The organism is Streptomyces sp. NPDC060194 (genome assembly GCF_042728285.1).
In the GTDB taxonomy this organism is placed as follows: Bacteria; Actinomycetota; Actinomycetes; order Streptomycetales; family Streptomycetaceae; genus Streptomyces.
Genome location: NZ_JBHWZH010000043.1, coordinates 1 through 25,820 on the forward strand (window position 1 = coordinate 1; position 25,820 = coordinate 25,820).

Consider the following 25,820-nt stretch of genomic DNA (forward strand, 5'->3'; position numbering starts at 1 on the left):
GTCCTCCGCTGCGGGCGGAGGCCGGGGCCGTCGTCGTGTGCGGGGCCGCGTGCGCGGCGGCCCCTGGAGCGGAGTCAGTCGGCGCCGAAGGCGCCGCCGTTGTTCTGGCCCGCGTTGTCCTGACCGCCGTTGTTCTGGCCGGTGTTGGCTCCGCCGTCGGCCTGGCCCTGGTCGGTCCCGCCCGCGTCCTGGCCGCCGACGGTGCCGCCGGCGTCCTGGCCCCCGGTGTCCGCGCCGCCGGTGTCCTGGCCGCCGTTGACCTGGCCCTGGTCGAGGCCGCCGGCGTCCTGGCCGCCGTTGACCTGGCCCTGGTCCTGGCCTCCGTTGTCCTGGCCCTGGTCCTGACCGCCGTTGTCCTGACCCTGGTCCTGGCCCGGCTCGGGCTCGGACGGCGGCGGGGGCTGCGGGGCCTCCTCGGTCTTGGACGGCTCCGGGGACGGGGACTCCGACTCGGTCTCGCTGGGGGTCGGGGTCGGGGAGGGCGGCGGGGCCTTGGAGCCCTCCTTGAGGTCGAGGTCGAACTTCCCGTTCTCGGTCTTGCTGAGGGCGTCGCGGGTGTACTGCTTCCAGACCTTCGCGGGGATGGCGCCGCCGTTGAGGCGCTCGGAGGAGGCGGCGCCCTTCAGGGAGACGTGTGCGCCGTTCTTGTCCTTGTCCTCGCCGAACAGGGCGACCACAGTCGTCAGTTCCGGGGTGTAACCGGCGTACCAGGCCGAGACGTTCTCCTCGGAGGTACCCGTCTTGCCGGCGGCCTCGTAGGAGGGGTCGGCGGCGTTGACGCCGGAGCCCTCCTTGACCACGCCGGTCAGCGCCTTGGTGACCGTGTCGGCGGTCTCCCGCTTGACGACCTGGTCGCCGATGGCGTCCTTGAGCTGCCGTTCCGTGCCGAGGTGCACGACCTTCTTCAGGATCGTCGGCGTGACCAGCTCGCCGTGGTTGTCGAGGGTCGCGTAGACGCCGGCCATCTCGACCGTGCTGGCGCCCATCGTGCCGAGCACGATCGCCGGCCGCTCGGGGAAGCCGCGGTCCTTGCCGTCGACCATGCCCAGGTCGAGCGCGGTCTTCTTGGCCTCCTTCGGGGTGACGTCGACGATCATCTGCGCGTAGACGGAGTTCACCGAGTTGTTGGTGGCCGTCTGAACGGTGATGTCGCCGAAGTCCTTCTTCAGGAAGTTGCCCGGGCTGAACGCGGTGGGGCTGTTCTCGACCGGGCGGCCGCTCGTGCCGTCGTAGATCGTGTTCAGGCCGATCGGCTCGCCGTCCTGGGTCTTCGCGTCGTTCTCCAGGGCGGAGGCGAGGACGACGGGCTTCATGGTCGAGCCGGGCTGGTAGTCGGTGCGGATCGCGTTGTTCGTGAAGTGCTCGGTCGCCCCCACGCCGCCGTACATGGCCACGATCGCCCCGGTCTTCGGGTCGACCGACGTCGCCCCGGCCTGCACGATCTTGTCCTTGCTGTCCTCGCGGTCGAGCTGCGATTCGAGCTGGTCGTCGAAGGCCTTCTCCAGCTTCTGCTGCTGGCCCTTCTTGATGTTGAGGGTGACGTCCCAGCCGCCGAGCTTCTCGATGTCGGCGACCTTGACGTCGAACTGCTGGGCCAACTCCTCGTTGGCGGCCTTGATCAGGTAACCGTTCTGGCCGGCCATCCCCGCGTCCTGCTTGGGCTTGATCGGTTCCGGGAACTCCATGCCGTCCCGCTCGCTCTGGTCGAGCTTGCCGATCTCCACCATGCGGTCGAGGGTCATGTTCCAGCGCCCCAGCGCCAACTTGCGCCCGGTGGGGCTTGCGGTGGCCACGTCGTACTGGCTCGGGGCCTGGACGAGCGCGGCGAGGTAGGCGGCCTCTTCCACCCTGAGTTCGTCGACGTCCTTGTTGTAGTACGCCTGGGCGGCGGCCTGCACACCATCGGCCCGTCGGCCGTAGAAGTTGGTGTTCATGTAGCCGAGAAGGATCTCGTCCTTGCTGTACTTGTTCTCGACCTTGAGCGAGATGACGAGTTCCTTGAGCTTGCGGCTCACGGTCTGCTCGCTGGTGAGGTAGTAGTTCTTCACGTACTGCTGGGTGATCGTCGAGCCGCCGGACTTGCCCTGGCCGGTCACCGTCTTGAAGACGCCGTAGGTCATACCTTTGACGTCGAAGCCGGGGTCGTTGTAGAAGTTCTTGTTCTCGGCGGCCACGAAGGCCCAGCGGACCCGCTCGGGCACCCGGTCGAGGCCGACCGTCTCCCGGGTGGTCTTGCCGGTCTTGGCCATGACGTCGCCGTTGGAGTAGCGGTACGTGTTGCCCTGGAGCTCCAGGACTTCGTTCGAGGCGTTCTTCGGGAGGGGGACGCTGAAGTACAGCGCCACGAACCCGCCCATCGCCAGCAGCACGCAACCGAAGAACGTGCCGAGCAGGGCCTTCCAGCTCAGGAACCGGGATATGCCGGATCGCTGTGGAGCCGCGCGGCGGCGTCCACCGCGTCCCTGCGCTGCTCGTCTCGCATCCGCTCGGCCCATGTCGTGGTCGCTCCGCTTCGTGGTCTGCACGCGTTCTGCACACGGTGCACGTGGTCTGCCGGATCAGTGGTGAAAGCTAACACCGAGCTGAGGTGTACATCAGGGGCGGTGCGCAGTTCTACGTACGTGAGAATCAGCACGCCGTCTCAGCAGAACCGACGCGCAGCAGGTGCGCGCAGTTGCCTTTCGCGCTAAAGTGATATCACTTTGCTAGTGGCGACGAACGGGGACAGCCATGACCGCACCCACTTCCGCTTCCGCACCTCAGGGGCCGCGCGACGGTGCCGAGCTCGTCGAGGACCTGCCCGACATGCCCGCACCGCGGGTCAACGAGTTCGCCGCGCACAACATCGCCGGCGGACTCGCCCTGCTGCTCGGCCTCGTGGGGCTCGCGGCGGCCGTCGGCTTGGTCGTCCTCGGAGCCGGCCTCGACTCCGACGGGGCGAAGATCACCCTCATCATCGTCGGCGTGGTCCTCGCCTTCCTCGCCCTCCTCGCGATGGCCGGCCTCAACATGGTCGCCCCCGGCGAGGCCCGCGTCGTCCAGCTCTTCGGCCGCTACCGGGGCACCATCCGCACCGACGGCCTGCGTTGGGTGAACCCGCTGACCTCCCGCACCAAGATCTCCACCCGGGTCCGCAACCACGAGACCGCCGTCCTCAAGGTCAACGACGCCTACGGCAACCCCATCGAGCTCGCCGCGGTCGTGGTCTGGAAGGTCGAGGACACCGCGATGGCCAGCTTCGAGGTCGACGACTTCCTGGAGTTCGTCGCCACGCAGACCGAGGCGGCCGTGCGGCACATCGCCATCGAGTACCCCTACGACGCCCACGACGAGGCCGGCCTCTCGCTGCGGGGCAACGCGGAGGAGATCACCGAGAAGCTCGCCGTCGAACTGCACGCGCGGGTCGAGGCGGCGGGCGTCCACATCATCGAGTCCCGCTTCACGCACCTCGCCTACGCGCCCGAGATCGCCTCCGCGATGCTCCAGCGGCAGCAGGCCGGGGCGATCGTCGCCGCGCGGCGGCAGATCGTCGACGGGGCGGTCGGGATGGTCGAGACGGCCCTCGCGCGCCTGAGCGAGCAGGACATCGTGCAGCTGGACGAGGAGCGGAAGGCGGCGATGGTCTCCAACCTGCTGGTCGTCCTCTGCGGGGACCGGGCCGCGCAGCCCGTCGTCAACACGGGCACGCTGTACCAGTGAGTCCCCGCGCCGAGCGCAAGCAGGTGCTGCTCCGGCTCGACCCCGCGGTCCACGACGCGCTCGCGCGCTGGGCCAACGACGAGCTCCGCAGTGCGAACGCGCAGATCGAGTTCCTCCTCCGCCGCGCCCTCGCCGACGCGGGCCGCCTCCCGACCTCCGCGGCCCCCATCCCCCCGCGGGGACGCCCCCGCGGCGGCCCCCCGCCCGAGGAGTGACCCCCGCCGGCCTCCGGCCGGTCCGCGGCTGCGCCGCGGGAGGCCGACCGCGGCGGGAGCGAACGACGCTGCGCTGGGCACTGTGGGCTGTGCCCACCCGTGCCGCCCTGCGGCACGATTGCCCACAGCGGGGGTGACGGCCCACATCCACGTCGAGCCGCACAATAATCTCAGCCCGGCCGGCGTTTGAGGCCGCGCGGGCGCAGCCCGTGCATCCGCGGCGCAGCCGCGACGGGGGGCTTGCGGGGCGGAGCCCCGGGAGGGGGGCCCGCCCCGGCACGGGGGTCAGGACGTTCGGACGGGGATGTTGAGGATCGTCGGCGGGCCGGCCGGCTCGCGGAAGAAGTCGTTGCCCTTGTCGTCGACGACGACGAACGCGGGGAAGTCCTCGACCTCGATCTTCCAGACCGCCTCCATGCCGAGCTCCTCGTACTCGACGACCTCGACCTTCTTGATGCAGTCCTGCGCGAGCCGCGCCGCGGGCCCGCCGATGGACCCGAGGTAGAACCCCCCGTGGGCCCCGCACGCATCGGTGACCTGCTGCGACCGGTTGCCCTTGGCGAGCATCACCTTGGACCCGCCCGCCGCCTGGAACTGCTCGACGTAGGAGTCCATCCGCCCCGCGGTGGTGGGCCCGAACGACCCCGACGCGTAGCCCTCGGGCGTCTTCGCGGGCCCGGCGTAGTAGACCGGGTGGTCCTTGAGGTACTGCGGCATCTCCTCACCCGCGTCCAGCCGCTCCTTGATCTTCGCGTGCGCGATGTCGCGCGCGACGACGAGCGGCCCGGTCAGGGACAGCCGCGTCCTCACCGGGTGCTTGGACAGCTCGGCGAGGATCTCGTCCATCGGCCGCCGCAGGTCGATCTCGACGACGTCGGACTCCTCCAGCTGCTCGTCCGTGGTGTCGGGCAGGAACCGCGCCGGGTCCGTCTCCAGCTGCTCCAGGAAGACCCCCTCCGCGGTGATCTTCGCGACGGCCTGCCGGTCGGCCGAGCAGGAGACGGCGATCGCGACGGGCAGCGACGCCCCGTGCCGCGGCAGCCGCACCACGCGCACGTCGTGGCAGAAGTACTTGCCGCCGAACTGCGCCCCGATCCCGATCTTCTGCGTCAGCTCGAAGACCTTCTTCTCCAGCTCGACGTCGCGGAAGCCGTGCCCGAGCGGCGAGCCCTCGGTGGGCAGCTCGTCGAGGTAGTGCGCGGAGGCGTACTTCGCGGTCTTGAGCGCGTACTCCGCGGACGTGCCGCCGACGGTGATCGCGAGGTGGTACGGCGGGCACGCGGCCGTGCCGAGCGAGCGGATCTTCTCCTCCAGGAACTTCATCATGGAGGCCTCGTTGAGGACCGCCTTCGTCTCCTGGTAGAGGAAGGACTTGTTGGCCGAGCCGCCGCCCTTGGCCATGAAGAGGAACTTGTACGCGCCGCCGTCGGTCGCGTACAGCTCGATCTGCGCCGGCAGGTTGGAGCCGGTGTTCTTCTCGTCCCACATCGTCAGCGGGGCCATCTGCGAGTAGCGCAGGTTGAGCCGGGTGTACGCGTCGTAGACGCCGCGGGAGAGCGCGGCCTCGTCCCCGCCGGAGGTGAGCACGTTCTGCCCGCGCTTGCCCATGACGATCGCGGTGCCGGTGTCCTGGCACATCGGCAGCACGCCGGCCGCCGCGATGTTCGCGTTCTTCAGCAGGTCGAGCGCGACGAACTTGTCGTTCCCGGACGCCTCCGGGTCGTCGATGATCTTCCGCAGCTGGGCGAGGTGGTCCGGCCGCAGGTAGTGCTGGATGTCGTGGATCGCCTCCTCGGCGAGCTTGCGCAGCGCCTCGGGCTCGACCTTGAGGAACGTGCGCCCGTCCGCCTCGAAGGTGCTCACGCCGTCGGCGGTGACCAGCCGGTACGGGGTGGTGTCCTCGCCCAGCGGCAGCAGATCGGTGTACTCGAAGTCCGGCATGACGGGCAGTCCTCACTCGACGGCGGCGACGGCTGACGGCTGCGTCAGCGCGCCCACCAGCGTAGGACCTCGCGCCGGCGACGCCCTTGTGAGGTAAGGCTCACTGCCGTCGGCCCACCGCGGTCCGCCGCCCCGTCCCCGGACCGCCCACGCCCCCTAGTCGCGATCTATCGCGTTTGGGTAGGCTGGCGGGGTGGACCTCGAGAAGAAGCCTTCGCAGCCTCCGAAGCCCGTCGCGACCGGCCCCGGCGCCCTGCGCGCCTCCGACGCGGACCGGGACCGTATCGCCGACATCCTGCGCGACGCGCTCGCCGAGGGCCGGCTGACGGCCGAGGAGCACTCCGAGCGGATCGAGGGCGTCTACCGCGCCAAGACGGTCGGCGAGCTCGAACCCCTGGTCGGCGACCTGCCCGCGCCCGGTGCGCGCGGTGCGGCGGCCGGTGCCACGGGCGGGTACTCCTACGACGCGGCGGCGAACGTCCCCGCGCCCGCGGAGGACACGCTCGTCGCCTGCTTCAGCAGCTCCACCCGCGTCGGCCGCTGGCGCGTCTCCCGCCGCACGAAGGCGTTCGCGGTCTTCGGGAACGTCGAGATCGACCTCACCGAGGCGTACTTCGAGCACCAGCACGTCGTCATCGAGGCCGTCAGCGTGTTCGGCAACGTCGAGGTGCGGGTCCCGGAGAACATCACCCTGCGCGGCAACGGCAGCGGGGTCCTGGGCAACTTCGAGATCGTCGGCCTGGAGGCGGACAACCCCTCGGCGCCGGTCGTCACGGTGAAGGGCTGGTCCGTGCTCGGCAACATCGAGGCCCGCCCCAAGCGCGGCAAGCGCGTCCACGACCTGCACAAGCGGCTCCGCAAGCACCTGCACTGACGGCCCCCGCGGGGGCCGTCCGCCCGGCGTCAGCCCGCCGCGGCTATCGGGCGCGCCTTCGCCAGCTCCACGTCCCGTCGGCGGCGCCGCGCCAGCACCACCCGGCGCTCGGCCGCGGTCAGCCCGCCCCACACGCCGTACGGCTCGGGCATCATCAGCGCGTGCTCGCGGCAGTCGACCATCACCGGACAGCGCGCGCAGACCTGCTTCGCGGCCTCCTCGCGCGAGAGCCGGGCGGCCGTCGGCTCCTTGGAGGGGGCGAAGAACAGCCCGGCCTCGTCCCGGCGGCACACCGCCTCGGCGTGCCACGGACCCGCCTCGTCGTCCCGCACCGGGGTGCGCTGGGAAGGAACTGCGGAGACCTGCACGGACTGGTACGGCGACTGCAGCACGATCAACTCCTGACGACGGCTTCCCGAGCGACGAGCGAAAGGCGATGCGCCAAGCCCTACCCACTGTGCGCGCGCCTATGCACTGAGTTCGCACGCCCGCCCGGTCGTTCGGAGTGCCTTCCGGGGGCGCGCGGAACGCGAAGGGCGCCCCCCGCCGCACCGGGGGACGCCCTCGTCGACGCCGTCGTGCGGCGGGCTACTTCGCCCGGTCGAAGTCGATCGCGCTGTAGGCCCGCAGCTTGCTCAGCCGGTGCGTGGAGTCGATCTGCCGGATCGTGCCGGACTTCGACCGCATGACGAGGGACTGCGTCGTCGCCGTCTCCGCGCGGTAGCGGACGCCGCGCAGCAGCTCGCCGTCGGTGATGCCCGTCGCGACGAAGAACACGTTGTCGCCGCTGACCAGGTCGTCGGTGTACAGCACGCGGTCCAGGTCGTGCCCCGCGTCGATCGCCCGCTGCCGCTCGTCGTCGTCCTTCGGCCACAGCTTGCCCTGGATCGTGCCGCCGAGGCACTTGATCGCGCAGGCGGTGATGATGCCCTCGGGCGTCCCGCCGATGCCCATGAGCAGGTCGACGCCCGTGCCCTCGCGCACGGCCATGATCGCGCCGGCCACGTCGCCGTCGGAGATGAACTTGATCCGCGCGCCCGTCTCCCGTATCTCCTTCACGATCCCGTCGTGCCGCGGCCGGTCGAGCACGACGACGGTGACGTCCTCGGGCGTCGACCGCTTCGCCTTCGCCACCCGCCGGATGTTCGCCGACACCGGCGCGTTGATGTCGACGAAGTCGGCCGCCTCGGGGCCGGTGACCAGCTTGTCCATGTAGAAGACCGCCGACGGGTCGAACATCGCGCCCCGGTCGGCCGCCGCGAGGACGGCGATCGCGTTCGGCATGCCCTTCGCGCACAGCGTGGTGCCGTCGATCGGGTCCACGGCGATGTCGACCTCGGCCCCGGTGCCGTCCCCGACGTGCTCGCCGTTGAACAGCATCGGCGCCTCGTCCTTCTCGCCCTCGCCGATGACGACGACGCCGTTCATCGAGACGGTCGAGACCAGGGTCCGCATGGCCTTCACGGCGGCCCCGTCCGCGCCGTTCTTCTCGCCGCGGCCGACCCACCGCCCCGCGGCCATCGCGGCGGCCTCGGTGACCCGGACGAGCTCCAGGGCGAGGTTGCGGTCGGGGGCCTCCGGAGAGACCTCCAGCTGGGACGGCAGGTGATGCTCGGTCATCGAGACGCACCTTTCTGTACGACGACGGCCGGCGGGCCGTATGTGAAGGTGAGGGTGCCTAACGACTCTATCGCCCCGACGATAGTTTGAGCAGACCGGGTCACGTATGAGCGCGGTCACCTGGGGGGACGGCGTGCGGGGGGCGGGTTCCGTGTGCGGACGGCCATAAGGGACGATGGGGACGTGGCAGGTATGCGAGGCAAGCAGACGGTGCGGGACATGGTCCTGTCGATGGCCGCGATCGGCGTGGTCGTCGCGGGCGTCTACGTGTTCATCCCGCACGACGAGAGCGCCGACCCCGTCAAGCGGGTGGACTACCGCGTCGAGCAGGCGACCGCGCAGCGCGCCGCCTCCTACCCGGTCGTCGCCCCCAAGGGCCTCGGCGACGACTGGAAGGCCACCTCGGTCCGGTACGACGGCGCCGAGGGCGAGGCCTGGCACCTCGGCTACCTGGACCCGAAGCGGCAGTACGTCGCCGTCGAGCAGTCCACCGAGGACTTCGCGAAGTTCGTCGACCGCGTCACCCACGGCGCGAGGGCGACGAAGGAGACCGAGCGCATCGGCGGCGCGTCCTGGACCCGCTACGACGGCGAGAAGTACGACGCGCTCGTCCTGCGCGACGGCGGCGCCACCACCGTCGTCCTCGGCACCGCGGAGGCCGGGCGGCTCACCGAGATGGCCACCGCGCTGAAGCCCGCCGAGCCGGTCCCGACGCCCTCCTCCTGAGCGACCTTCCCGAGGCTGAGGCGTTCCGCGCGCACGCAAAGAGGCCCCCGGCGACTGCCGGGGGCCTCTTCGTCACACGCTCAGACCGTGGTGACGACCTCGTCGTACTCCAGACGCGGGGAGCGCGGGAACCACGCGTCCGGGCCCGGGCGGCCGATGTTGACGATCATCAGCGGGGTGTGGTCGTCGTCCAGGAACTCCTTCTGCACGCCGGCGAAGTCGAACCCGGTCATCGGGCCCGCCGCCAGGCCGGCCGCGCGGACGCCCACGATGAAGTAGCCGGCCTGCAGCGCGCCGTTGACCAGCGCGGCCTGCTCGCGGACCGGGCGCTCGGCGAAGAACATGTCCTTGGCCTGCGGGAAGTGCGGGAGCAGCTTCGGCAGCTCGTCGTGGAACTCGTTGTCCACCGACAGGATCGCGACCAGCGGCGCGGCGAGCGTCTTCGGGCGGTTGCCCTCCGCCATGTGCTCCACGAGCCGGCCGCGGGCCTCCTCCGAGCGCACCAGCGTCACGCGCAGCGGCGACTGGTTGAACGCGGTCGGGCCGAACTTCACCAGGTCGTAGATCGCCTGCACCTGCTCCTCGGTGACGGGCTCGTCGGTGAAGGTGTTCGCGGTCCGGGCCTCACGGAAGAGGAGGTCCTGCACGGCGGGGTCGAGAACGAGAGACATGGGGGCGCCTTCGGGGTCGCTGGTGTTCGTGGTGCTGTCTGCGGAACGACTGTAACGCACACAGGTTCAACGTTCAACCAAAACCCGGAGGGGCCTATTCCTCCTGGTCGGAGTCGGCGAGCGCCGCGTCGAGGCGGGCCCGCGCGCCCTCCAGCCAGCGCCGGCACACCCCCGCCAGCTCCTCGCCCCGCTCCCACAGCGCGAGCGACTCCTCCAGACCGACCCCGCCCGCCTCCAGCTTCCGCACGACGTCGATCAGCTCGTCCCGCGCCTGCTCGTATCCGAGCGCCGCGTCCGCCTCCGCGCCCGCCACCACCGTCTCCGACTCACTCATGGCCCCCACCCTAGGTCCGCGGACCGACAGTCACCTCGAACGGATCACCGGACGCCACCCGCGCCCGCAGCACCTCGCCGTCGGCCAACTCGTCCGCCGTCCGCACGACGTGCCCGTCCGCGTGCTGCAGCACCGCGTACCCGCGCTCCAGCGTCGCCGCGGGGGAGAGCGCGACGACCCTGGCGCGGGTGTGGGACAGCTCGGAGTCCGCCCGGTCGAGCAGGTGCCGCACGGTGCGCCGCGCCCGGTCGACCAGCGCGGAGACCTGCTCCTCGCGCTCCTCGACCATCCGGTGCGGCCGCTCCATCGACGGCCGCGCGAGCGCGTGGGCGAGCCCGCGCTCCTCCCGCTCCAGCAGCGCCCGCACGGCCCGCACCCCCCGCTGCCGCAGGTGCGCGACCCGCTCCAGCTCCTCGCCGACGTCCGGCACCACCCGCTTCGCCGCGTCCGTCGGCGTCGACGCCCGCAGGTCCGCCACCAGGTCGAGCAGCGGGGAGTCCGGTTCGTGCCCGATCGCGGACACGACCGGTGTCCGGCACTCGGCGACCGCGCGGATCAGCCGCTCGTCGGAGAACGGCAGCAGGTCCTCGACGCTGCCGCCGCCACGGGCCACGACGATCACGTCCACCTCGTCGTGCGCGTCGAGGTCCTGGACCGCGCGCACCACCTGCGGGACGGCGTGCGCCCCCTGCACCGCCACGTTCCGCACCTCGAAGCGGACCGCGGGCCAGCGCAGCCGGGCGTTCTCCAGGACGTCCCGCTCGGCGGCCGAGGCGCGGCCGGTGACCAGGCCGATCAGCTGCGGCAGGAAGGGCAGCGGGCGCTTGCGGTCCAGGTCGAACAGGCCCTCGCGGCCCAAGGACCGCTTGAGCGCCTCCAGACGGGCGAGCAGCTCACCGATGCCGACGGGGCGGATCTCCGCCGCCCGCAGCGACAGCGTGCCGCGCGGGGCGTACCACTCGGGCTTGGCGAGCACGACGACCCGCGCGCCCTCGCCGACCACGTCCGAGACCGCGTCGAAGACCTGCCGGAAGCAGGTCACGCTCACCGAGATGTCGTGCGACGGGTCCCGGAGCGTCAGGAACACCACCCCGGCGCCGGGCCGCCGGGAGATCTGCGTGATCTGCCCCTCGACCCAGACCGCGCCGAGCCGGTCGATCCAGCCCCCGATCAGCCGCGACACCTCACCGACGGGGATCGGTGCTTCCGCGGACGTGTTGAGTGCCATGGAGCAACGCTAGACCGTCCCACTGACATCGCGGTCCCCGCCGTCGGACCGGTCCGGCCCCCTGCCGCCGTCCCGCCGCCCCCACTGGGTGGCGACCACCACGAGCCCCACGCCCAGCCACCCGACGCCGACCACCTGGGCGGCCGTCGAGGCCTCGTAGATCACCGCGAGCGAGATCAGCGCGCCGAGCGCCGGCACCAGCAGGTGCTTCCACCACACGACGGGACCGCCGTTGCGGCGCACCACGAACCAGCCGATCACGCTCGCGTGCAGCAGCGTGAACGCCGTCAGCGCGCCGATGTCGACGACCGATGTCAGCTTGTCCAGGCCGTCGTCCCGGCGCGCCGCCCACACCGCCGCGACCAGCGTGATGACCGCCGCGAGGGTCAGCGCGGGCCGCGGGACGCCGCCGCCGGTCCGCGCGAGGGCGCGCGGGAGCCGGTGGTCGCGGGCCATCGCGAACAGCAGCCGCCCGGCCGCCGCCTGCCCTGCCAGCGCCGCGAAGGCCGCGCCGATCGCCTTGCTCGCCGCGACCAGGTTGTGCAGCCAGTCGCCGGCGGCCGCGTCGACCGTGTCGTAGAACGCCGCGCCCTGCCTGCCGGGGTTCTCCGCGAGGTACGCCGACGACTCCGGCGAGAGCAGCGCGGCCAGGTAGGTCTGCGCGATGAACAGCGTGCCCGCGAGGACCAGGCAGAACAGCACCGCGCGGGCCACCTTCGCCGACCCGCCGGTCACCTCCTCCGCGAACGAGGCGATCGCGTCGAACCCCAGGTAGGACAGCACCGCCACCGACACCGCGGCGAACACCGCGGACAGCGAGAACGCCGTGTCCCCCGAGAACGGCGTCAGCCAGCCGCGCACCGGCCCGTCCTGCACGAGCACCACGACCGCGGCGACCACGAACACCAGCAGCACCGCGATCTCCAGCGCGAGCACCGCGAAGCCGACCCGTGCCGCCGCGCGCACCCCCCAGAGGTTCAGCCCGGTCGTCACCACCACCGCGACCGCCGTCCACACCCACTGCGACACCGACGGCACCAGCGCGTTCATCGCGATCCCGGAGAACAGGTACGCGACGGCCGGGATCAGCAGGTAGTCCAGCATCGCCATCCACCCCGCGATGAACCCCGGCCCCTGCCCGAGCCCCACCCGGGCGTACGCGTAGACCGACCCGGCCTGCGGGGCCACCTTCACCATCTGCGCGTAGCTGTACGCCGTGAACGCCATGGCGACCGTCGCCACCACGTACACCAGCGCCACCGCGCCGTTCGACTTCGCGTCGAGCGTCCCGAAGATGCCGACCGGGGCCATCGGGGCGATGAACAGCAGCCCGTAGACCACCAGGTCGCGGAAGGAGAGCGAGCGCCGCAGACCGTCCTCCCGCGCGGGGATGCGGTCGGGGCCGGCGTCGGCGCTGTGGGACATGGGGCCTCCGGGTCGGTGATCACGTGCGGCCCCAGTCTCGCCGCCCGGCCGATCTTCCGCCCCCCGGAGGCGGCCTTACGATGGGGGCATGACTGCTGCCACTCCCGCCCGCCGTGTCCTGCTCGCCGCGCCGCGCGGCTACTGCGCGGGCGTGGACCGCGCCGTGATCGCCGTGGAGAAGGCCCTGGAGCAGTACGGGGCCCCGGTGTACGTGCGCCACGAGATCGTCCACAACAAGTACGTCGTGCAGACCCTGGAGAAGAAGGGCGCGATCTTCGTCGAGCAGACGGCGGAGGTCCCCGAGGGCTCGATCGTCATGTTCTCCGCCCACGGCGTCGCCCCGACGGTCCACGCCGAGGCCGCCGAGCGCAAGCTCGCCACGATCGACGCGACCTGCCCGCTGGTCACCAAGGTCCACAAGGAAGCCGTCCGCTACGCCAAGGAGGACTACGACATCCTCCTCATCGGCCACGAGGGCCACGAGGAGGTCATCGGCACCTCCGGCGAGGCCCCCGACCACATCACCCTCGTCGACGGCCCCGAGGACGTCGCAGGCGTCACCGTCCGCGACGAGTCCAAGGTCGTCTGGCTCTCCCAGACCACCCTCTCCGTCGACGAGACCATGGAGACGGTCGACGCCCTCAAGGGCCGCTTCCCGAACCTGCTCTCCCCGCCCAGCGACGACATCTGCTACGCCACCCAGAACCGCCAGATCGCCGTCAAGAAGCTCGCCGAGGACGCGCAGCTCGTCATCGTCGTCGGCTCCAAGAACTCCTCGAACTCCATCCGCATGGTCGAGGTCGCCCTGGACGCCGGCGCCCCCGCCGCGCACCTGGTCGACTTCGCCGACGAGATCGACGAGGCCTGGCTCGACGGCGTCGACACCGTCGGCCTCACCTCCGGCGCGTCCGTCCCGGACGTGCTGGTCGACGGCGTCCTCGAATGGCTCGCCGCGCGGGGTTACGGCGACGTGGAGACGGTGAAGACCGCGGACGAGTCCATCACCTTCTCGCTCCCCAAGGAGCTCCGCCGGGACCTGCGCGCGGAGGCGGCGGCGCTGAACCGGTAGGCCGGGCGAAGGGGGCGGGGCGCGGTCCGGCGGGTTCGCCGGCTCCCCGCCCGCCGCACGTGTGACCGCGCGGTCGGCGGATACCGTAGACGTATGCAGATCTTCGGAGTGGACATCGGCGGATCGGGCATCAAGGGCGCCCCCGTCGACCTCGACCGCGGCGACCTCGCCGCCGAGCGGCACAAGGTCCTGACCCCGCACCCCGCGACCCCCGACGCGGTGGCCGACGGCGTCAAGGAGGTCGTCGACGCCTTCGACTGGACCGGTCCCATCGGCCTGACGTTCCCGGGCGTGGTCACGCACAACGTCATCCGGACCGCCGCCAACGTCGACAAGCACTGGATCGGCGTCGACGCCGTCGACCTCCTCGGCGAGCGCCTCGGCAACCGCGGGCTGACCGTCCTCAACGACGCCGACGCCGCCGGCATCGCCGAGATGAGCTTCGGCGCCGGCCGCGACCGCAGCGGCACCGTCATGATGCTCACCCTCGGCACCGGCATCGGCAGCGCCCTGTTCATCGACGGCCGCCTCGTCCCCAACACCGAGCTCGGCCACCTGGAGCTCCACGGCCACGACGCCGAGAAGCGCGCCTCCACCAAGGCCCGCGAGGACGAGGACCTGAGCTGGGAGCACTGGGCGCGCCGCGTCAGCAAGTACCTGGCGCACGTCGAGATGCTGTTCTCGCCGGAGCTGTTCATCATCGGCGGCGGCGTCAGCCGCAAGGCGGAGAAGTTCCTGCCGCACATCGAGGGTGTCCGGGCGGAGATCGTCCCCGCGCAGCTGCAGAACAACGCGGGTATCGTCGGCGCGGCGATGGCGGCGGCGAAGTCCTGACCCCCGGCCCCCGGGCCGTCAGTCGCGCCGCGGAGCGCGGCCGACGGTCCCGGTGCCGGCCTGCCGTAGCCGGCGGTTGCGGTGCCGCCGTACCAGCACGACCCGCCTGACCAGCGCGATCACCCCCGCGAGCAGCGTCCCCCCGTACAGCCACCCCGCGTGCACGGCGAGTGCGGACAGCGTGTCCACCGGGTCCCCGCCGGTGAGGACGACGGCCCCGACGCCGTACGCGATCGGCGCGGCGACCGGCGCGAGCACCAGGTCGGCCGGCCGCACCCACAGCGCGCAGGCGGCGGCCACCGCCGGGTACAGGACGGTCATCGCCGTGCCGGTGGAGTCGAGGAACAGGTGGTCGAGGCCGGCGACGGCCGCCAGCAGCGCGGTGGCCAGCAGCCCCGCGCCGAGCCCGGTCAGCCGCGGCCGCGGCAGCCGGCGCAGGGCGAGCACGACGGGGGGCGCGGGGCGCCGGCCCGCGGGCCGGTACCGGGCGAGTCGCCGCCGGGGGCCGCCGGCCGCGCGTTCGCGGGGCGGCGGGACGGCGCCGGGGGAGGCGTCGCGCCGGGGCCTGGACGTCCTGTGCTGCTGCTCCACCGGCCCACACTAGGCCGAGCCGCCCGCCCGCCCGGCCCCGGACACGCGCTTCGGTGCGACCTCGGCGTTCCGTCCGAACCGCGCCGGTCGCCCGGGCCGCGGACCGTCCCGCGCCGCGATCTCCCGCTCGGGTGAGATCTCCGCGCCCGCGCCCCTGTACCGTGAGACGCGCAGTCGAGGTTTCCAGGGGGCGGTGAGCATGCCCGGAGCCGCGGCCCACCCCACCCCCAACCGGATCCTGAGCGGACTGTCATGAGTACCAGCATCGGAATCGTCGGTCTGCCGAACGTCGGCAAGTCGACCCTGTTCAACGCCCTGACCAAGAACGACGTCCTGGCGGCCAACTACCCGTTCGCCACCATCGAGCCGAACGTCGGCGTCGTCGGCGTGCCCGACGCGCGGCTGACGAAGCTCGCGGAGATGTTCTCCTCGCAGCGCGTCCTGCCGGCGACCGTCGACTTCGTCGACATCGCGGGCATCGTGCGCGGCGCGTCGGAGGGGGAGGGGCTCGGCAACAAGTTCCTCGCGAACATCCGCGAGTCCGACGCGATCTGCCAGGTCATCCGCGCGTTCAAGGACGACAACGTCGTGCACGTCGACGGCAAGGTCTCGCCCAAGGACGACATCGAGACGATCAACACCGAGCTGATCCTCGCCGACCTGCAGTCCGTCGAGAAGGCCGTCCCGCGCCTGACCAAGGAGTCCCGTCTCCAGAAGGAGAAGGTCGCCGTCCTCGCGGCGGTCGAGGAGGCGCGCAAGATCCTGGAGACCGGCACGACCCTCTTCGCCGCGGGCATCACCGCGGAGACCGAGCAGGGCCGCCTCCTGCACGAGCTGCACCTGCTCACCACCAAGCCGTTCATCTACGTCTTCAACGTCGACGAGGACGAACTGGTCGACGAGGACTTCAAGGACGCGCAGCGCGCCCTCGTCGCCCCCGCCGAGGCGATCTTCCTCAACGCGAAGATCGAGTCCGAGCTGATCGAGCTCGACGACGAGGAGGCGCTCGAACTCCTGCAGTCCATGGGCCAGGACGAGCCCGGCCTCGCCACCCTCAGCCGCGTCGGCTTCGACACCCTGGGCCTGCAGACCTACCTCACCGCCGGCCCCAAGGAATCCCGCGCCTGGACCATCAAGAAGGGCGCCACCGCCCCCGAGGCCGCCGGCGTCATCCACACCGACTTCCAGAAGGGCTTCATCAAGGCCGAGGTCATCTCCTTCGACGACCTCGTCACCGCCGGCTCCGTCACCGAGGCCCGCGCCAAGGGCAAGGCCCGCATGGAGGGCAAGGAGTACGTCATGCAGGACGGGGACGTGGTGGAGTTCCGCTTCAACGTCTGACGCGTCCTGCCGGGGCCGTCCGATCCGCTCGGGAGCGGGTCGGGCGGTCGGGGTCAGGGGCGGGTCCAGCCGTGGGCCCGGGCGTGAGGGGAGGAGACCCCACGGGGCCCGCGTGAGGAGGCGTTCGCGCGGCTGCCACGCTGGCGGGCATGAGGATCGCGGTGGCGCAGATGGGGTGCGTGCCCGCCGACGTCCGGGCGAACGTGCGGCGGATGGCCGAGCTGGCCGCGTCGGCGCGCGACGAGGGCGCCGAGGTTGTGGCATTCCCGGAGCTCGCGGTGACCGGGTACGAGGTCGAGGCCGTCCGCAAGGACCGGGAGCTGTGGGTCCGGCCGGACGACGGCCGGTTGGATCCGCTGCGGGCGTCCGGGGTGGCGACGGTGGTGAACTGCGCCGAGGACACCGGCGGCGAGCGCCCCGCGATCACGTCGTTCGTGTTCGGCGCGGACGGCGGGCTGGTCACGACGTACCGCAAGCAGCACCTGTTCGAGCACGAGCGCGAGGTGTTCGCGCCCGGGCGCGCGGACGGCCGCTTCGCGCTCGGCGGCCTGCGCTTCGCGCTCGCGACGTGCTTCGACAACCACTTCCCCGAGCTGGTCGCCCGGGGCGCGGCCGACGGCTGCGCGGTCCACCTCGCCAGCTCCCTCTACGGCACCGGCGCCGGCCGCACCGAACTCGCCACCGTCTACCCGGACATCGCCCGGCACGGCCTGTACGTCGCCGTCGCCAACCACGTCGGCCCCGCGGGCCCGTGGACCGGCTGCGGCCGGTCGGCGATCCACGCGCCCGGGGGCGGGCTGCTCGCGGAGGCGGACGGGGAGACGGAGGGGGTCGTCGTCGCGGACGTCGGCTGACGCGGGGGCGGCGGCGTACGGCCCTCCCTGGGGCCCACGCCCCCGGCCCGCCCGCCTACGAAACGGTCTCGATGCCCCCGGCCGTCTGCGCACCCGTCCGCCGGGCCGCAATCATGGGGGGATGGACCCGCCGCCGCTCAGCCTCCGCCGCCCCGCGTGGGTCGCGGCCGACCCGTCGGTGCTCGGGGTCGCGCTGGTGTACCCGATGCAGGGGCCGGGCGGGATCTTCGGGCCGGGGTGCGAGGCGTGCGCGCGGTTGGCGGTGGAGGAGGTCAACGGGGCGGGCGGGGTGCTCGGGCGGGAGCTGCGGCTCCTCGAGGTGGACGGCGGGGCGGATCCGCGGCGGGTCGCGGCGGAGGTGGAGGCGCTGGTCGCGGCCGGCGCGGTGCAGGGGGTCACGGGCTGGCACATCAGCTCGGTGCGGCAGGCGCTCGCGCCCCGCGTCGCGCACCGGGTGCCGTACGTCTACACCGCGCTGTACGAGGGCGGTGAGCGCACCGAGGGCGTCTTCATGACCAGCGAGACCCCCGCCGGGCAGTTGCTCCCCGCGATGCGCACGCTCGCGGAGGCGCGGAACGTACGGCGCTGGTTCGTCGTCGGCAACGACTACGTGTGGCCGCGCGCCACCGCCCGTGCGGCGCGGCGGTACGCGCGGGAGTGCCGGGGGCGGATGTGCGGGGAGGCGTACCTGCCGCTCGGCACCGACGACTTCGCCGACGTGCTGCGCCGCATCGAGCGGACGGACGCGGACGGCGTCCTGATGCTGCTCGTGGGCAGCGACGCGGTCCGCTTCAACCGCGCGTTCGCCGCGGCCGGGCTCGACGCGCGTGCGCTGCGGCTCAGCACCCTGATGGACGAGAGCATGCTGCTCGGCAGCGGCCCCGGAGCGACGGCCGACCTGTTCAGCACCGCCGGCTTCTTCGCCTCGCTCGCCGACGGCAACAGCATGGACTTCCACGGCCGTTACGCCGCCCGCTTCGGCGCCGACGCGCCCGTCCCCGGCAGCCTCGGCGAGTCCTGCTACGAGGGCGTGCTCCTCCTCGCCGCGCTCATCGAGCGCGCCCGCACCCTGGACGTCACCGCCATCGGCGCGACCGCCGACCAGGTCCGCTACGAGGGCCCGCGCGGTCTCCTCGGCCTCGACGGCCGGCACGTCCGCCAACGCATCTACCTGGCCGAGGCGGACGGCCTCGACTTCAGCGTGGTCGCCCAACTCCCCTCGCCGCAGCGCCTGGTGTGACCTCGGCGCGGTCGTCGGCCAGCGCCTCGGACAGCCGGCCGAGCAGCGACACCAGCTGAGTCTCCTCGCCGCCGTCGAGGCCGGGCACGCCCTCCGCCTTCACCGCGCGGGACAGCTGCCGACGGCGGGCGAGGCCCCGGGGGGTGAGCTGGACGAGGACGCGGCGGCGGTCGGCGGGGTCGACGCGGCGGAACACCCAGTTCTGGTCCACGAGTTGGTCCATCAGCTTGGTCAGGGTCGGCGCGGGCAGCGCCGCGTCGTCGGCGAGGGACGTCATGTTCCGCCCCTCGTCCGCGGAGAGCAGGTCGAGCACCCGCCAGGCGTCGACGGAGCAGTCGAAGGCGTCGAGCACCGCCTGGACGCGTCGCGCCGCGAGGCGCTCGGCGCGGGTCAGCAGGTGGAGCAGTTCGTGGGGCTGCCTCGCCATCGCTCTCCTCGGCTCGCGTCCGCCCGCCCGGCAGGCCGGGAGTGAGCGATGAGCCTACAGGCGATCAGGAGGCCTCCGGGAGAGCATTTCCCGTATCAGATCCTTTCCGGCGAAAGTATTCAATCGGCGATCACCGTGACGTGCCGTCACATACGCCCGGAGCATGATTACTTCCGTCGGAAACTGTCCCTCAACTGCTCCGCAACGCGACGGAAACAGTTCCGCCCCAGGCTGTGGACCACTTCAGCGACCAGCCCGGAGGCGATCCCGGAACGGCTGGGTCCAGCCACGCGCATTCCGCTCCTCTCCCGTCCGCCCCTTTCGGGGCAAGGAGGTAATTGCCATGTCCGGGCTCATCAGCAGGCGCGGTCTCCTGACCGGTATATCCGCGATCGGCGCCGGCGCCGCGCTCAGCGCCTGCGGCGCGAAGACCGGCGGTGACACGTCGAAGGCCGCCGGCGCCAAGGCGGACACCGCGGGCGACACCGTCAAGGTCGGCCTGCTCAACTCGCTCTCGGGGACGATGGCGATCAGCGAAGTCACCGTCCACAACGCGCTGCTGCTCGCCGTCAAGGAGATCAACGCGGCCGGCGGCGTCCTCGGCAAGAAGCTGAAGCCGATCAGCCAGGACGGCGCGTCCGACTGGCCGACCTTCGCCGAGAAGGCGCAGGCGCTGATCACCGACTCCAAGGTCGTCGCCACGTTCGGCTGTTGGACGTCCGCGAGCCGCAAGGCCGTGAAGCCGGTCTTCGAGCGGAACAAGTCCCTGCTGTTCTACCCCGTGCAGTACGAGGGCCTGGAGCAGTCGCCGTACATCTTCTACTCGGGGGCGACCACCAACCAGCAGATCGTGCCCGCGCTCGACTACCTCAAGAAGCAGGGCCTCACCAAGCTCTACCTCGTCGGCAGCGACTACGTCTTCCCGCGCACCGCCAACAAGATCATCAAGACGTACGCGGAGGCGAACGGCATGGAGGTCCTCGGCGAGGACTACGCGCCGCTGGGATCCACGGAGTTCGCGACGATCGTCAACAAGGTCAAGGGCGTGGGGGCGGACGCGGTCTTCAACACGCTCAACGGGGACAGCAACGTCGCCTTCTTCAAGGAGTACAAGTCCGCGGGGCTGACCGCGAAGAAGCTGCCGGTGCTCTCCGTCTCCATCGCCGAGGAGGAGGTCAAGAGCATCGGGACGCAGTACCTGGAGGGGCAGTTGACCGCCTGGAACTACTACCAGACCACCCCGGGCGCGGCGAACGAGAAGTTCGTCGCCGCGTACCAGGCCGCGTACGGCAAGGACAAGCCGACCAGCGACCCGATGGAGGCCGCGTACATCTCCGTCCACCTGTGGGCGGCGATGGTCGAGAAGGCGGGTTCCTTCGACGTGGAGAAGGTCAAGGCCGCGTCGGACGGGATCACCTTCGACGCGCCGGAGGGCAAGGTCACCGTCGACGGGGCGACGCAGCACGTCTACAAGACGGCCCGCATCGGCAAGGTCACCTCCAGCGGCCTCATCGAGGAGGTCTGGAACTCCGGCGAGCCCGTGAAGCCTGACCCGTACCTCAAGGGCTACGACTGGGCGTCGAGCCTGTCCTGAGGGGGCCTGGGGCGGCCGGCGGCGGGGGGTCCGGCGGCTCCGCCGCGGGTACCGGCCTCCGCCCGGTGGCCGCGATCTCCCCCGAGCTCTCGGCTTCGCTCGAGCAGGGGGCGCCCCCGCCGGGCCACACCTTTTCGGCCTCCGCCCCGCTCCGCCCGAAGTCCCTTCCCCGTCCCCGACCCGGAGCCGCCCCATGACGGTCATCCTCAACCAGTCCTTCACCGGCGTCAGCATCGGCGCCGTCCTGCTGCTCATCGCGCTCGGTCTGACGCTGACGTTCGGGCAGATGGGCGTCATCAACATGGCGCACGGCGAGTTCATCATGGCGGGCGCGTACACCACGTACGTGCTGCAGAAGCCGATCGAGAGCGCCGGCGTCTCGCTCCTCCTCGCCCTCCCGCTCGCGTTCCTCGTGGCGGGGGCGATGGGCGCGCTCCTCGAATGGGCACTGATCCGGCGGCTGTACACCCGGCCGCTGGACACCCTGCTGGTGACCTGGGGCGTCTCGCTGATGCTCCAGCAGCTCGCGCGGGACGTCTTCGGCGCGCCGAACGTGCAGACGACCGCGCCCGACCTGCTGACCGGCAGCGTGTCGATCGCGGGGGTGAACCTGGCGAACAGCCGGCTGTTCATCCTCGGGTTCGCGCTGCTGTGCGTGGTGGGGCTCGCGGCGATCCTGCGGGTGACGCCGCTGGGCCGCCGGATCAGGGCCGTGGTGCAGAACCGGGACCTCGCGGAGGTGTCGGGGATCGCGACCGAGCGGGTGGACCGGACGACGTTCTTCATCGGCTCGGGCCTCGCCGGCACGGCCGGCGTCGCGCTGACGCTGATCGGCCCGATCGGGCCGACGACGGGGACGAACTACATCGTGGACGCCTTCCTGGTCGTGGTCGTCGGCGGGATCGGACGGCTCAGGGGGGCCGTGATCACCGCCTTCGCGCTCGGGCTGCTGCAGTCCGTGCTCGAGTACTCGACGACCGTCAGCGTGGCGAAGGTGGTGGTCCTGGTGGGGATCGTCGCCTTCCTGCAGTGGCGGCCGCAGGGCCTGTACACCGTGCGCACGAGGAGCCTCGTATGACGACGACGAGCACACCGCCGGCGGCCCCCGCCCCGGCCGCCGGACCCCCGGCCGCGCAGGCCGAGCCGGTCCTCTCCCGCTACCGCGTCCCCGCCGCGTTCGCACTCGGCGCGGTGCTGCTGCTGGGCGTCGCCCCGCTGGTCCTCTCCGACTTCCGGCTCGGGCTGCTCGCGAAGTACCTCTGCTACGGGATCGTCGCGGTCGGCGTCAGCCTCGCCTGGGGCCGGGGCGGGCTGCTCGTCCTCGGCCAGGGGGTGTTCTTCGGCATCGGCGGCTACGCGATGGCGATGCACCTCAAGCTCGCCGACGCGGCGGCGGTGGGGGAGACCCTGCCGGACTTCATGCTGCTCTACGGCACCTCCGGTCAACTCCCGTGGTGGTGGCAGCCGTTCGCCAACCCGCTGTTCGCGCTCGCGATGACCGTCCTGCTGCCGATGGCCGTCGCCGCGCTGCTCGGCGTCCTCGTCTTCCGCCGCCGGGTCAAGGGCGCGTACTTCGCGATCCTCAGCCAGGCGCTGGCCGCCGCGCTCGCCATCTGGCTGGTCGGCCAGCAGGCCACCACCGGCGGCACCAACGGCCTCACCGACATCCAGGGCTTCTTCGGCTACGACCTGAACGACCCGGTCAACCAGCGGATGGTGTACGTGGTCATCGCCGTCGCACTCCTCGCGCTGATGGCCCTCGCCCGCCAGCTGTTCGTCAGCCGGTACGGCGAACTCCTCGTCGCCGTACGGGACTCCGAGGAGCGGGTGCGCTTCCTCGGCTACAACCCGGCGAACGTGAAACTCGTCGCGTACGTCGTCGCCGCCGGGATGGCGGGGCTCGCGGGGGCGCTGTTCGTGCCCGCGGTCGGGATCATCTCGCCGGCGCTGATCGGGATCGTGCCGTCGATCGGCTTCGTCATCGGCGCGGCGGTCGGCGGCCGGGCGTCGCTCGTCGGCGCGGTGCTCGGGGCGATCGCGGTCGCGTGGGCGCAGAGCACCCTCTCCGACGCGTGGCCGGCCGGCTGGACGTACCTCCAGGGCCTGCTGTTCGTCGTCGCCGTCGGCTTCCTGCCCGGCGGGCTCGCCTCGCTGGCGACGTTCCGGCGGTGGCGGCGTACTCCTGATCAGAAGGCCCGGACGGGAGAGAGCGCATGAACGGCGAGGGACTGACCGTCCGCGACCTGCGGGTGACGTTCGACGGCGGCGTCATGGCCGTCGACGGCGTCGACCTGGACATCCCGCCCGGTGACCTGCGGTTCCTGATCGGTCCGAACGGGGCGGGAAAGACGACACTGGTCGACGCGGTGACCGGGCTCGTACGGTCCACCGGCTCGATCCGCTTCGCCGGGCAGGAGATCACCGGGCAGCCCGTGCACCGCATCGCCCGCCGCGGGATCGGCCGCACCTTCCAGACCGCGACGGTCTTCGAGCAGCTCACCGTCGAGCAGAACCTCGACATCGCCGCCGGGGCGGGCCGCGGTGCGCTCACCCTGCTCCGGCGGCGCCGGCACCTGCCCGACTCCGTCGGCCGGGCCCTGGAGACCACCGGCCTGACCGCGCTGCGCCAGCGCCCGGCCGGGGTGCTCGCGCACGGGCAGAAGCAGTCCTTGGAGATCGGCATGCTGCTCGTCCAGGACGTGAAGCTGCTCCTGCTCGACGAGCCGGTCGCCGGGATGAGCCACGACGAGCGCGAGTCGACCGGCGCGCTGCTCCAGCGGGTCGCCGAGGACCACACCGTCGTCGTCATCGAGCACGACATGGACTTCATGAGGTCCTTCGCCCGCAGCGTCAGCGTGCTGCACGCCGGCAGGGTACTCAGCGAGGGCACGGTCGCGCAGGTGCAGGCCGACGCGAAGGTCCAGGAGGTCTACCTTGGGCGCGCGTCCGAGCCCGAGCCCGTCCCCGTCACGGAAGAGGTGTGAGCCCGATGCTCCGGATCAACGGCCTGCGCGCGGGGTACGACCGCACCACCGTCCTGCACGACGTCACCCTCGCCGTCCCCCCGGACGGGGTCGCGGCCGTCCTCGGCCACAACGGGGCCGGCAAGAGCACCCTCCTGCGCGCGGCGATGGGCCTCCTGCGGCCCTCCGCCGGCTCGGTGGTGCTCGACGGCGAGGACATCACCCGCCTCGCCCCCCACCAGCGGGTCGCCCGCGGGATGGCGTACGTCCCCCAGGGGCAGCAGTCCTTCCCCCACCTCACCACCGCCGAGAACCTCCAACTCGTCGCCGACGCCTCTCCCCGCGCGGACGCCTCCGCGATCTCCGACGCGCTCGACCTGTTCCCCGTCCTGCGCGAGCTCTCCCACCGCCGCGCCGGCCTGCTGTCCGGCGGCCAGCGCCAGCAACTCGCCCTCGCCCGCGCGCTCGTGACCCGACCGCGGCTCCTCCTCCTCGACGAGCCGACCGAGGGCATCCAGCCCTCGGTCGTCGCCGAGATCGAGTCGACGATCCTGTCGCTGGCCGCCCGCGGCGGGCTGTCCGTCCTGCTGGTCGAGCAGCACGTCGGCTTCGCCATGCGCGCGGCGTCCCGCTACTCCGTCCTGGAGGCGGGCCGGGTCACCTCCTCCGGAGAGGGCGGCACCGGCTCGGAGGCGGTCGTCCGCGAGGCCCTCAGCGTGTAGTGCGGCGGGGCGGTCAGGCCGGGCTCGACCGGCTGTCCCCGCCGACCGCGGACCGGTCCGCCGCCGTCCCCCGCGCCCGCGTGCGCGCCGCGTCCGCCGCGGAGTGCAGGGAGCGCAGGGCGAGGAGCAGGACGCCGATGTCGTCCAGGTAGACCGGGTCGGGCAGCAGGTCCACCGGGCTGACGGTGTAGACCAGCGCGCCCCAGAACGCGAGCTTGTTGCTGACGGGGATGCCCGCCTCCCGCAGCGCGGTCCGGGTCCGCAGCAGCCGCACGAGGAGCACCACCGCCGCGGCGAACGCGGCGAGGAGGAGGACGGCGGCGATCACGAGGAGAACGACGGCTTCGTTGCTCATGGGGAGCGTCTACCCCGGGCCGGGCGGCGAAGCCCTCCTCGGGCTCATCCGGCCGCGTCCAGTTTCGCCCGCTGCTCCGCGGAGAGCTCCAGCTCCAGCGCCGCGAGGCTGTCGTCCAGCTGGGCGACGGACGACGCGCCGACGAGCGGGATGATCGGCAGGTCGTGCCCGAGCTGCCAGGCGAGCACGACCTGGTTGAGCGGAGCACCGAGCTCCGCCGCGACCTCCCGGAGCGCGGCGAGCCGGGTCACCGTGCCCGGGTGGTCGAAGTCCGCCCCCAGCGGCTTCGCGTCGTTCACGTACGCCCCGCCGAGCAGCGGCGAGTACGCGACGAGCGTCAGCCCGTCCCCCGACTCCCGCACGTAGCTCAGCAGGTCGCCGCTCGCCGCTCCCTGGCCCCCGTCCACCGACAGCGGCGTCGGCAGGTCTGTCCGCGGCCGCAGGTAGCTGTGGTGGTACTGCAGCAGCTCGAACGCCGGCAGCCCCGCGGCCCGCGCGATGTTCCGGGCCCGCTCGATCTTCCACGTCCAGTGGTTGCTGACGCCGAGGAGTCCGACGGAGCCCTCCGCGACCACCGCGCCGAACCCCTCGACGGTGTCCTGCAGAGGCGTCCCGGGGTCCTCGATGTGCGCGTAGAGGACGTCGAGCTTCTCCACCCCGAGGTTCTCCCGGCTGCGGTCCACGGCCTCGCGGATCGTCTTCGGCGACAGCCCCTCGGGGTTGTCGACGTAGCCCGTCCCCGGCGCGAGCGGCCGGGCGCCCAGCTTCGTCGCGACGACGACCTCGGAGCCGACGCCGCGGCTCTTCAGCCACCGCCCGAGCAGCTGCTCGCTCGCGCCGCCCTGCCCGCCGTCCTCCCAGTACGCGTAGTTGTTCGACGTGTCGATGAAGGTGCCGCCGGCCTCCACGTACCGGTCGAGCACCTCGAACGAGGTGCGCTCGTCCGTGCGGCTGCCCATGAGCATCGCGCCCAGGCTGAGCGCGCTCACCTCGCGGCGGGTGGCGGGGTCGGTGCCGATGAAGCGGGTACGCATGGCGGATCCTCTCCTGCGCCCGTGCGGCGGACCGTTCCTCGGTCCGTCCCTGCGGGGGGCGAC

26 protein-coding genes are annotated in these 25,820 nt (G+C 72.1%); 14 read left to right on the plus strand and 12 right to left on the minus strand.

The genetic code is table 11. From position 1 onward, the window contains the following. Positions 1-74: 74 nt before the first annotated feature. Positions 75-2,495 (minus strand): transglycosylase domain-containing protein, encoded by a 2,421-nt coding sequence (locus ACFWEG_RS12325; protein WP_387212939.1) that lies wholly within the window; start codon positions 2,493-2,495, stop codon positions 75-77. 310 nt (positions 2,496-2,805) lie between these two features. On the opposite strand from ACFWEG_RS12325, the gene ACFWEG_RS12330 reads away from it, so the two are divergent. Further along, entirely contained in the window at positions 2,806-3,699 is an 894-nt protein-coding gene (locus ACFWEG_RS12330) for an SPFH domain-containing protein (protein ID WP_387212942.1), read from the plus strand. Next, the gene (locus tag ACFWEG_RS12335; RefSeq protein WP_387212830.1) at positions 3,696-3,914 is read left to right on the plus strand and encodes a hypothetical protein; all 219 of its coding nucleotides are present in this window, start codon (positions 3,696-3,698) and stop codon (positions 3,912-3,914) included. Before ACFWEG_RS12330 ends, ACFWEG_RS12335 begins: the two co-directional genes overlap by 4 nt. A gap of 285 nt (positions 3,915-4,199) precedes the next feature. On the opposite strand, the gene ACFWEG_RS12340 is transcribed toward ACFWEG_RS12335, so the two are convergent. Further along, complete coding sequence (locus tag ACFWEG_RS12340) at positions 4,200-5,855, minus strand: fumarate hydratase (protein ID WP_387212833.1); 1,656 nt, start codon at positions 5,853-5,855, stop codon at positions 4,200-4,202. A 193-nt stretch (positions 5,856-6,048) separates the two neighbouring features. On the opposite strand from ACFWEG_RS12340, the gene ACFWEG_RS12345 reads away from it, so the two are divergent. Further along, positions 6,049-6,729, plus strand: coding sequence for a DUF1707 domain-containing protein (locus ACFWEG_RS12345; RefSeq protein ID WP_387212836.1), 681 nt, complete (start codon positions 6,049-6,051; stop codon positions 6,727-6,729). A gap of 29 nt (positions 6,730-6,758) precedes the next feature. Here ACFWEG_RS12345 and ACFWEG_RS12350 read toward each other — a convergent pair whose 3' ends face one another. After that, positions 6,759-7,121, minus strand: a complete 363-nt coding sequence (locus tag ACFWEG_RS12350) for a WhiB family transcriptional regulator (RefSeq protein ID WP_387212839.1) — start codon at positions 7,119-7,121, stop codon at positions 6,759-6,761. Positions 7,122-7,317: 196 nt separating this feature from the next. Beyond that, entirely contained in the window at positions 7,318-8,349 is a 1,032-nt protein-coding gene (gene glpX, locus ACFWEG_RS12355) for a class II fructose-bisphosphatase (protein ID WP_387212842.1), read from the minus strand. Positions 8,350-8,541: 192 nt separating this feature from the next. Here glpX and ACFWEG_RS12360 point away from each other — a divergent pair, with 192 nt between their 5' ends. Further along, a complete protein-coding gene (locus tag ACFWEG_RS12360) occupies positions 8,542-9,075 on the plus strand; it encodes a DUF4245 domain-containing protein (protein ID WP_387212945.1) in 534 nt (177 codons plus the stop codon). A gap of 80 nt (positions 9,076-9,155) precedes the next feature. Here ACFWEG_RS12360 and ACFWEG_RS12365 read toward each other — a convergent pair whose 3' ends face one another. From ACFWEG_RS12365 to ACFWEG_RS12380, 4 genes are all read right to left on the minus strand, one after another. Next, positions 9,156-9,746: a malonic semialdehyde reductase gene (locus ACFWEG_RS12365; protein WP_387212845.1), complete on the minus strand. Its 591-nt coding sequence runs from the start codon at positions 9,744-9,746 to the stop codon at positions 9,156-9,158. A 94-nt stretch (positions 9,747-9,840) separates the two neighbouring features. After that, positions 9,841-10,080, minus strand: coding sequence for an exodeoxyribonuclease VII small subunit (locus ACFWEG_RS12370; protein ID WP_387212848.1), 240 nt, complete (start codon positions 10,078-10,080; stop codon positions 9,841-9,843). A 10-nt stretch (positions 10,081-10,090) separates the two neighbouring features. Next, positions 10,091-11,308 (minus strand): exodeoxyribonuclease VII large subunit, encoded by a 1,218-nt coding sequence (xseA, locus tag ACFWEG_RS12375; protein ID WP_387212851.1) that lies wholly within the window; start codon positions 11,306-11,308, stop codon positions 10,091-10,093. A gap of 9 nt (positions 11,309-11,317) precedes the next feature. Beyond that, entirely contained in the window at positions 11,318-12,733 is a 1,416-nt protein-coding gene (locus tag ACFWEG_RS12380) for an APC family permease (protein WP_387212854.1), read from the minus strand. Positions 12,734-12,821: 88 nt separating this feature from the next. On the opposite strand from ACFWEG_RS12380, the gene ACFWEG_RS12385 reads away from it, so the two are divergent. Both ACFWEG_RS12385 and ppgK read left to right on the plus strand, forming a co-directional pair. Then, positions 12,822-13,802 carry a 4-hydroxy-3-methylbut-2-enyl diphosphate reductase gene (locus ACFWEG_RS12385; protein WP_387212857.1) on the plus strand — a complete coding sequence of 327 codons (981 nt, stop codon included), beginning with the start codon at positions 12,822-12,824 and terminating at the stop codon, positions 13,800-13,802. Between the two features lie 93 nt (positions 13,803-13,895). Beyond that, complete coding sequence (gene ppgK / locus ACFWEG_RS12390; RefSeq protein ID WP_387212860.1) at positions 13,896-14,636, plus strand: polyphosphate--glucose phosphotransferase; 741 nt, start codon at positions 13,896-13,898, stop codon at positions 14,634-14,636. Positions 14,637-14,654: 18 nt separating this feature from the next. Here the strand turns inward: ppgK and ACFWEG_RS12395 are convergent, their stop codons facing one another. Next, positions 14,655-15,227, minus strand: a complete 573-nt coding sequence (locus ACFWEG_RS12395) for a DUF6542 domain-containing protein (RefSeq protein WP_387212863.1) — start codon at positions 15,225-15,227, stop codon at positions 14,655-14,657. Positions 15,228-15,479: 252 nt separating this feature from the next. Here ACFWEG_RS12395 and ychF point away from each other — a divergent pair, with 252 nt between their 5' ends. The 3 genes from ychF to ACFWEG_RS12410 all read left to right on the plus strand — a co-directional run bounded on the left by ychF (position 15,480) and on the right by ACFWEG_RS12410 (position 18,662). Further along, a complete protein-coding gene (ychF, locus tag ACFWEG_RS12400; protein WP_387212866.1) occupies positions 15,480-16,568 on the plus strand; it encodes a redox-regulated ATPase YchF in 1,089 nt (362 codons plus the stop codon). Positions 16,569-16,717: 149 nt separating this feature from the next. Next, on the plus strand, positions 16,718-17,422 hold the full coding sequence (locus tag ACFWEG_RS12405; RefSeq protein ID WP_387212869.1) for a carbon-nitrogen hydrolase family protein: 705 nt from the start codon (positions 16,718-16,720) through the stop codon (positions 17,420-17,422). A gap of 121 nt (positions 17,423-17,543) precedes the next feature. Further along, complete coding sequence (locus ACFWEG_RS12410; protein ID WP_387212872.1) at positions 17,544-18,662, plus strand: substrate-binding domain-containing protein; 1,119 nt, start codon at positions 17,544-17,546, stop codon at positions 18,660-18,662. Here ACFWEG_RS12410 and ACFWEG_RS12415 read toward each other — a convergent pair. After that, positions 18,619-19,089: a MarR family winged helix-turn-helix transcriptional regulator gene (locus tag ACFWEG_RS12415; RefSeq protein WP_387212875.1), complete on the minus strand. Its 471-nt coding sequence runs from the start codon at positions 19,087-19,089 to the stop codon at positions 18,619-18,621. The two genes, ACFWEG_RS12410 and ACFWEG_RS12415, sit on opposite strands and share 44 nt — an antisense overlap. A 343-nt stretch (positions 19,090-19,432) precedes the next feature. Here ACFWEG_RS12415 and urtA point away from each other — a divergent pair, with 343 nt between their 5' ends. From urtA to urtE, 5 genes are all read left to right on the plus strand, one after another. Beyond that, positions 19,433-20,683: an urea ABC transporter substrate-binding protein gene (gene urtA / locus ACFWEG_RS12420; RefSeq protein WP_387212878.1), complete on the plus strand. Its 1,251-nt coding sequence runs from the start codon at positions 19,433-19,435 to the stop codon at positions 20,681-20,683. A gap of 193 nt (positions 20,684-20,876) precedes the next feature. Continuing rightward, positions 20,877-21,761, plus strand: a complete 885-nt coding sequence (gene urtB / locus ACFWEG_RS12425; RefSeq protein WP_387212881.1) for an urea ABC transporter permease subunit UrtB — start codon at positions 20,877-20,879, stop codon at positions 21,759-21,761. Further along, a complete protein-coding gene (gene urtC, locus ACFWEG_RS12430) occupies positions 21,758-22,900 on the plus strand; it encodes an urea ABC transporter permease subunit UrtC (protein WP_387212884.1) in 1,143 nt (380 codons plus the stop codon). Before urtB ends, urtC begins: the two co-directional genes overlap by 4 nt. Then, positions 22,897-23,667, plus strand: coding sequence for an urea ABC transporter ATP-binding protein UrtD (gene urtD, locus ACFWEG_RS12435; protein ID WP_387212887.1), 771 nt, complete (start codon positions 22,897-22,899; stop codon positions 23,665-23,667). Before urtC ends, urtD begins: the two co-directional genes overlap by 4 nt. 5 nt (positions 23,668-23,672) lie before the next feature. After that, positions 23,673-24,368, plus strand: a complete 696-nt coding sequence (gene urtE, locus ACFWEG_RS12440) for an urea ABC transporter ATP-binding subunit UrtE (protein ID WP_387212948.1) — start codon at positions 23,673-23,675, stop codon at positions 24,366-24,368. Between the two features lie 13 nt (positions 24,369-24,381). Here the strand turns inward: urtE and ACFWEG_RS12445 are convergent, their stop codons facing one another. Both ACFWEG_RS12445 and ACFWEG_RS12450 read right to left on the minus strand, forming a co-directional pair. Then, complete coding sequence (locus ACFWEG_RS12445; RefSeq protein ID WP_387212890.1) at positions 24,382-24,723, minus strand: YkvA family protein; 342 nt, start codon at positions 24,721-24,723, stop codon at positions 24,382-24,384. Between the two features lie 44 nt (positions 24,724-24,767). Next, a complete protein-coding gene (locus ACFWEG_RS12450; protein ID WP_387212893.1) occupies positions 24,768-25,757 on the minus strand; it encodes an aldo/keto reductase in 990 nt (329 codons plus the stop codon). Positions 25,758-25,820 lie beyond the last annotated feature (63 nt).

What these genes read in the sequence shown, in the direction of transcription:
- ACFWEG_RS12325 (WP_387212939.1), bottom strand. Translation starts at nt 2,495, where the DNA reads ATGGGCCGAGCGGATGCGAGACGAGCAGCGCAGGGACGCGGTGGACGC.
- ACFWEG_RS12330 (WP_387212942.1), top strand. Translation starts at nt 2,806, where the DNA reads ATGCCCGCACCGCGGGTCAACGAGTTCGCCGCGCACAACATCGCCGGC.
- ACFWEG_RS12340 (WP_387212833.1), bottom strand. Translation starts at nt 5,855, where the DNA reads ATGCCGGACTTCGAGTACACCGATCTGCTGCCGCTGGGCGAGGACACC.
- glpX (WP_387212842.1), bottom strand. Translation starts at nt 8,349, where the DNA reads ATGACCGAGCATCACCTGCCGTCCCAGCTGGAGGTCTCTCCGGAGGCC.
- ACFWEG_RS12360 (WP_387212945.1), top strand. Translation starts at nt 8,542, where the DNA reads ATGCGAGGCAAGCAGACGGTGCGGGACATGGTCCTGTCGATGGCCGCG.
- ACFWEG_RS12365 (WP_387212845.1), bottom strand. Translation starts at nt 9,746, where the DNA reads ATGTCTCTCGTTCTCGACCCCGCCGTGCAGGACCTCCTCTTCCGTGAG.
- ACFWEG_RS12370 (WP_387212848.1), bottom strand. Translation starts at nt 10,080, where the DNA reads ATGAGTGAGTCGGAGACGGTGGTGGCGGGCGCGGAGGCGGACGCGGCG.
- xseA (WP_387212851.1), bottom strand. Translation starts at nt 11,308, where the DNA reads ATGGCACTCAACACGTCCGCGGAAGCACCGATCCCCGTCGGTGAGGTG.
- ACFWEG_RS12380 (WP_387212854.1), bottom strand. Translation starts at nt 12,733, where the DNA reads ATGTCCCACAGCGCCGACGCCGGCCCCGACCGCATCCCCGCGCGGGAG.
- ACFWEG_RS12385 (WP_387212857.1), top strand. Translation starts at nt 12,822, where the DNA reads ATGACTGCTGCCACTCCCGCCCGCCGTGTCCTGCTCGCCGCGCCGCGC.
- ppgK (WP_387212860.1), top strand. Translation starts at nt 13,896, where the DNA reads ATGCAGATCTTCGGAGTGGACATCGGCGGATCGGGCATCAAGGGCGCC.
- ychF (WP_387212866.1), top strand. Translation starts at nt 15,480, where the DNA reads ATGAGTACCAGCATCGGAATCGTCGGTCTGCCGAACGTCGGCAAGTCG.
- ACFWEG_RS12405 (WP_387212869.1), top strand. Translation starts at nt 16,718, where the DNA reads ATGAGGATCGCGGTGGCGCAGATGGGGTGCGTGCCCGCCGACGTCCGG.
- ACFWEG_RS12410 (WP_387212872.1), top strand. Translation starts at nt 17,544, where the DNA reads ATGGACCCGCCGCCGCTCAGCCTCCGCCGCCCCGCGTGGGTCGCGGCC.
- ACFWEG_RS12415 (WP_387212875.1), bottom strand. Translation starts at nt 19,089, where the DNA reads ATGGCGAGGCAGCCCCACGAACTGCTCCACCTGCTGACCCGCGCCGAG.
- urtA (WP_387212878.1), top strand. Translation starts at nt 19,433, where the DNA reads ATGTCCGGGCTCATCAGCAGGCGCGGTCTCCTGACCGGTATATCCGCG.
- urtB (WP_387212881.1), top strand. Translation starts at nt 20,877, where the DNA reads ATGACGGTCATCCTCAACCAGTCCTTCACCGGCGTCAGCATCGGCGCC.
- urtC (WP_387212884.1), top strand. Translation starts at nt 21,758, where the DNA reads ATGACGACGACGAGCACACCGCCGGCGGCCCCCGCCCCGGCCGCCGGA.
- urtD (WP_387212887.1), top strand. Translation starts at nt 22,897, where the DNA reads ATGAACGGCGAGGGACTGACCGTCCGCGACCTGCGGGTGACGTTCGAC.
- urtE (WP_387212948.1), top strand. Translation starts at nt 23,673, where the DNA reads ATGCTCCGGATCAACGGCCTGCGCGCGGGGTACGACCGCACCACCGTC.
- ACFWEG_RS12445 (WP_387212890.1), bottom strand. Translation starts at nt 24,723, where the DNA reads ATGAGCAACGAAGCCGTCGTTCTCCTCGTGATCGCCGCCGTCCTCCTC.
- ACFWEG_RS12450 (WP_387212893.1), bottom strand. Translation starts at nt 25,757, where the DNA reads ATGCGTACCCGCTTCATCGGCACCGACCCCGCCACCCGCCGCGAGGTG.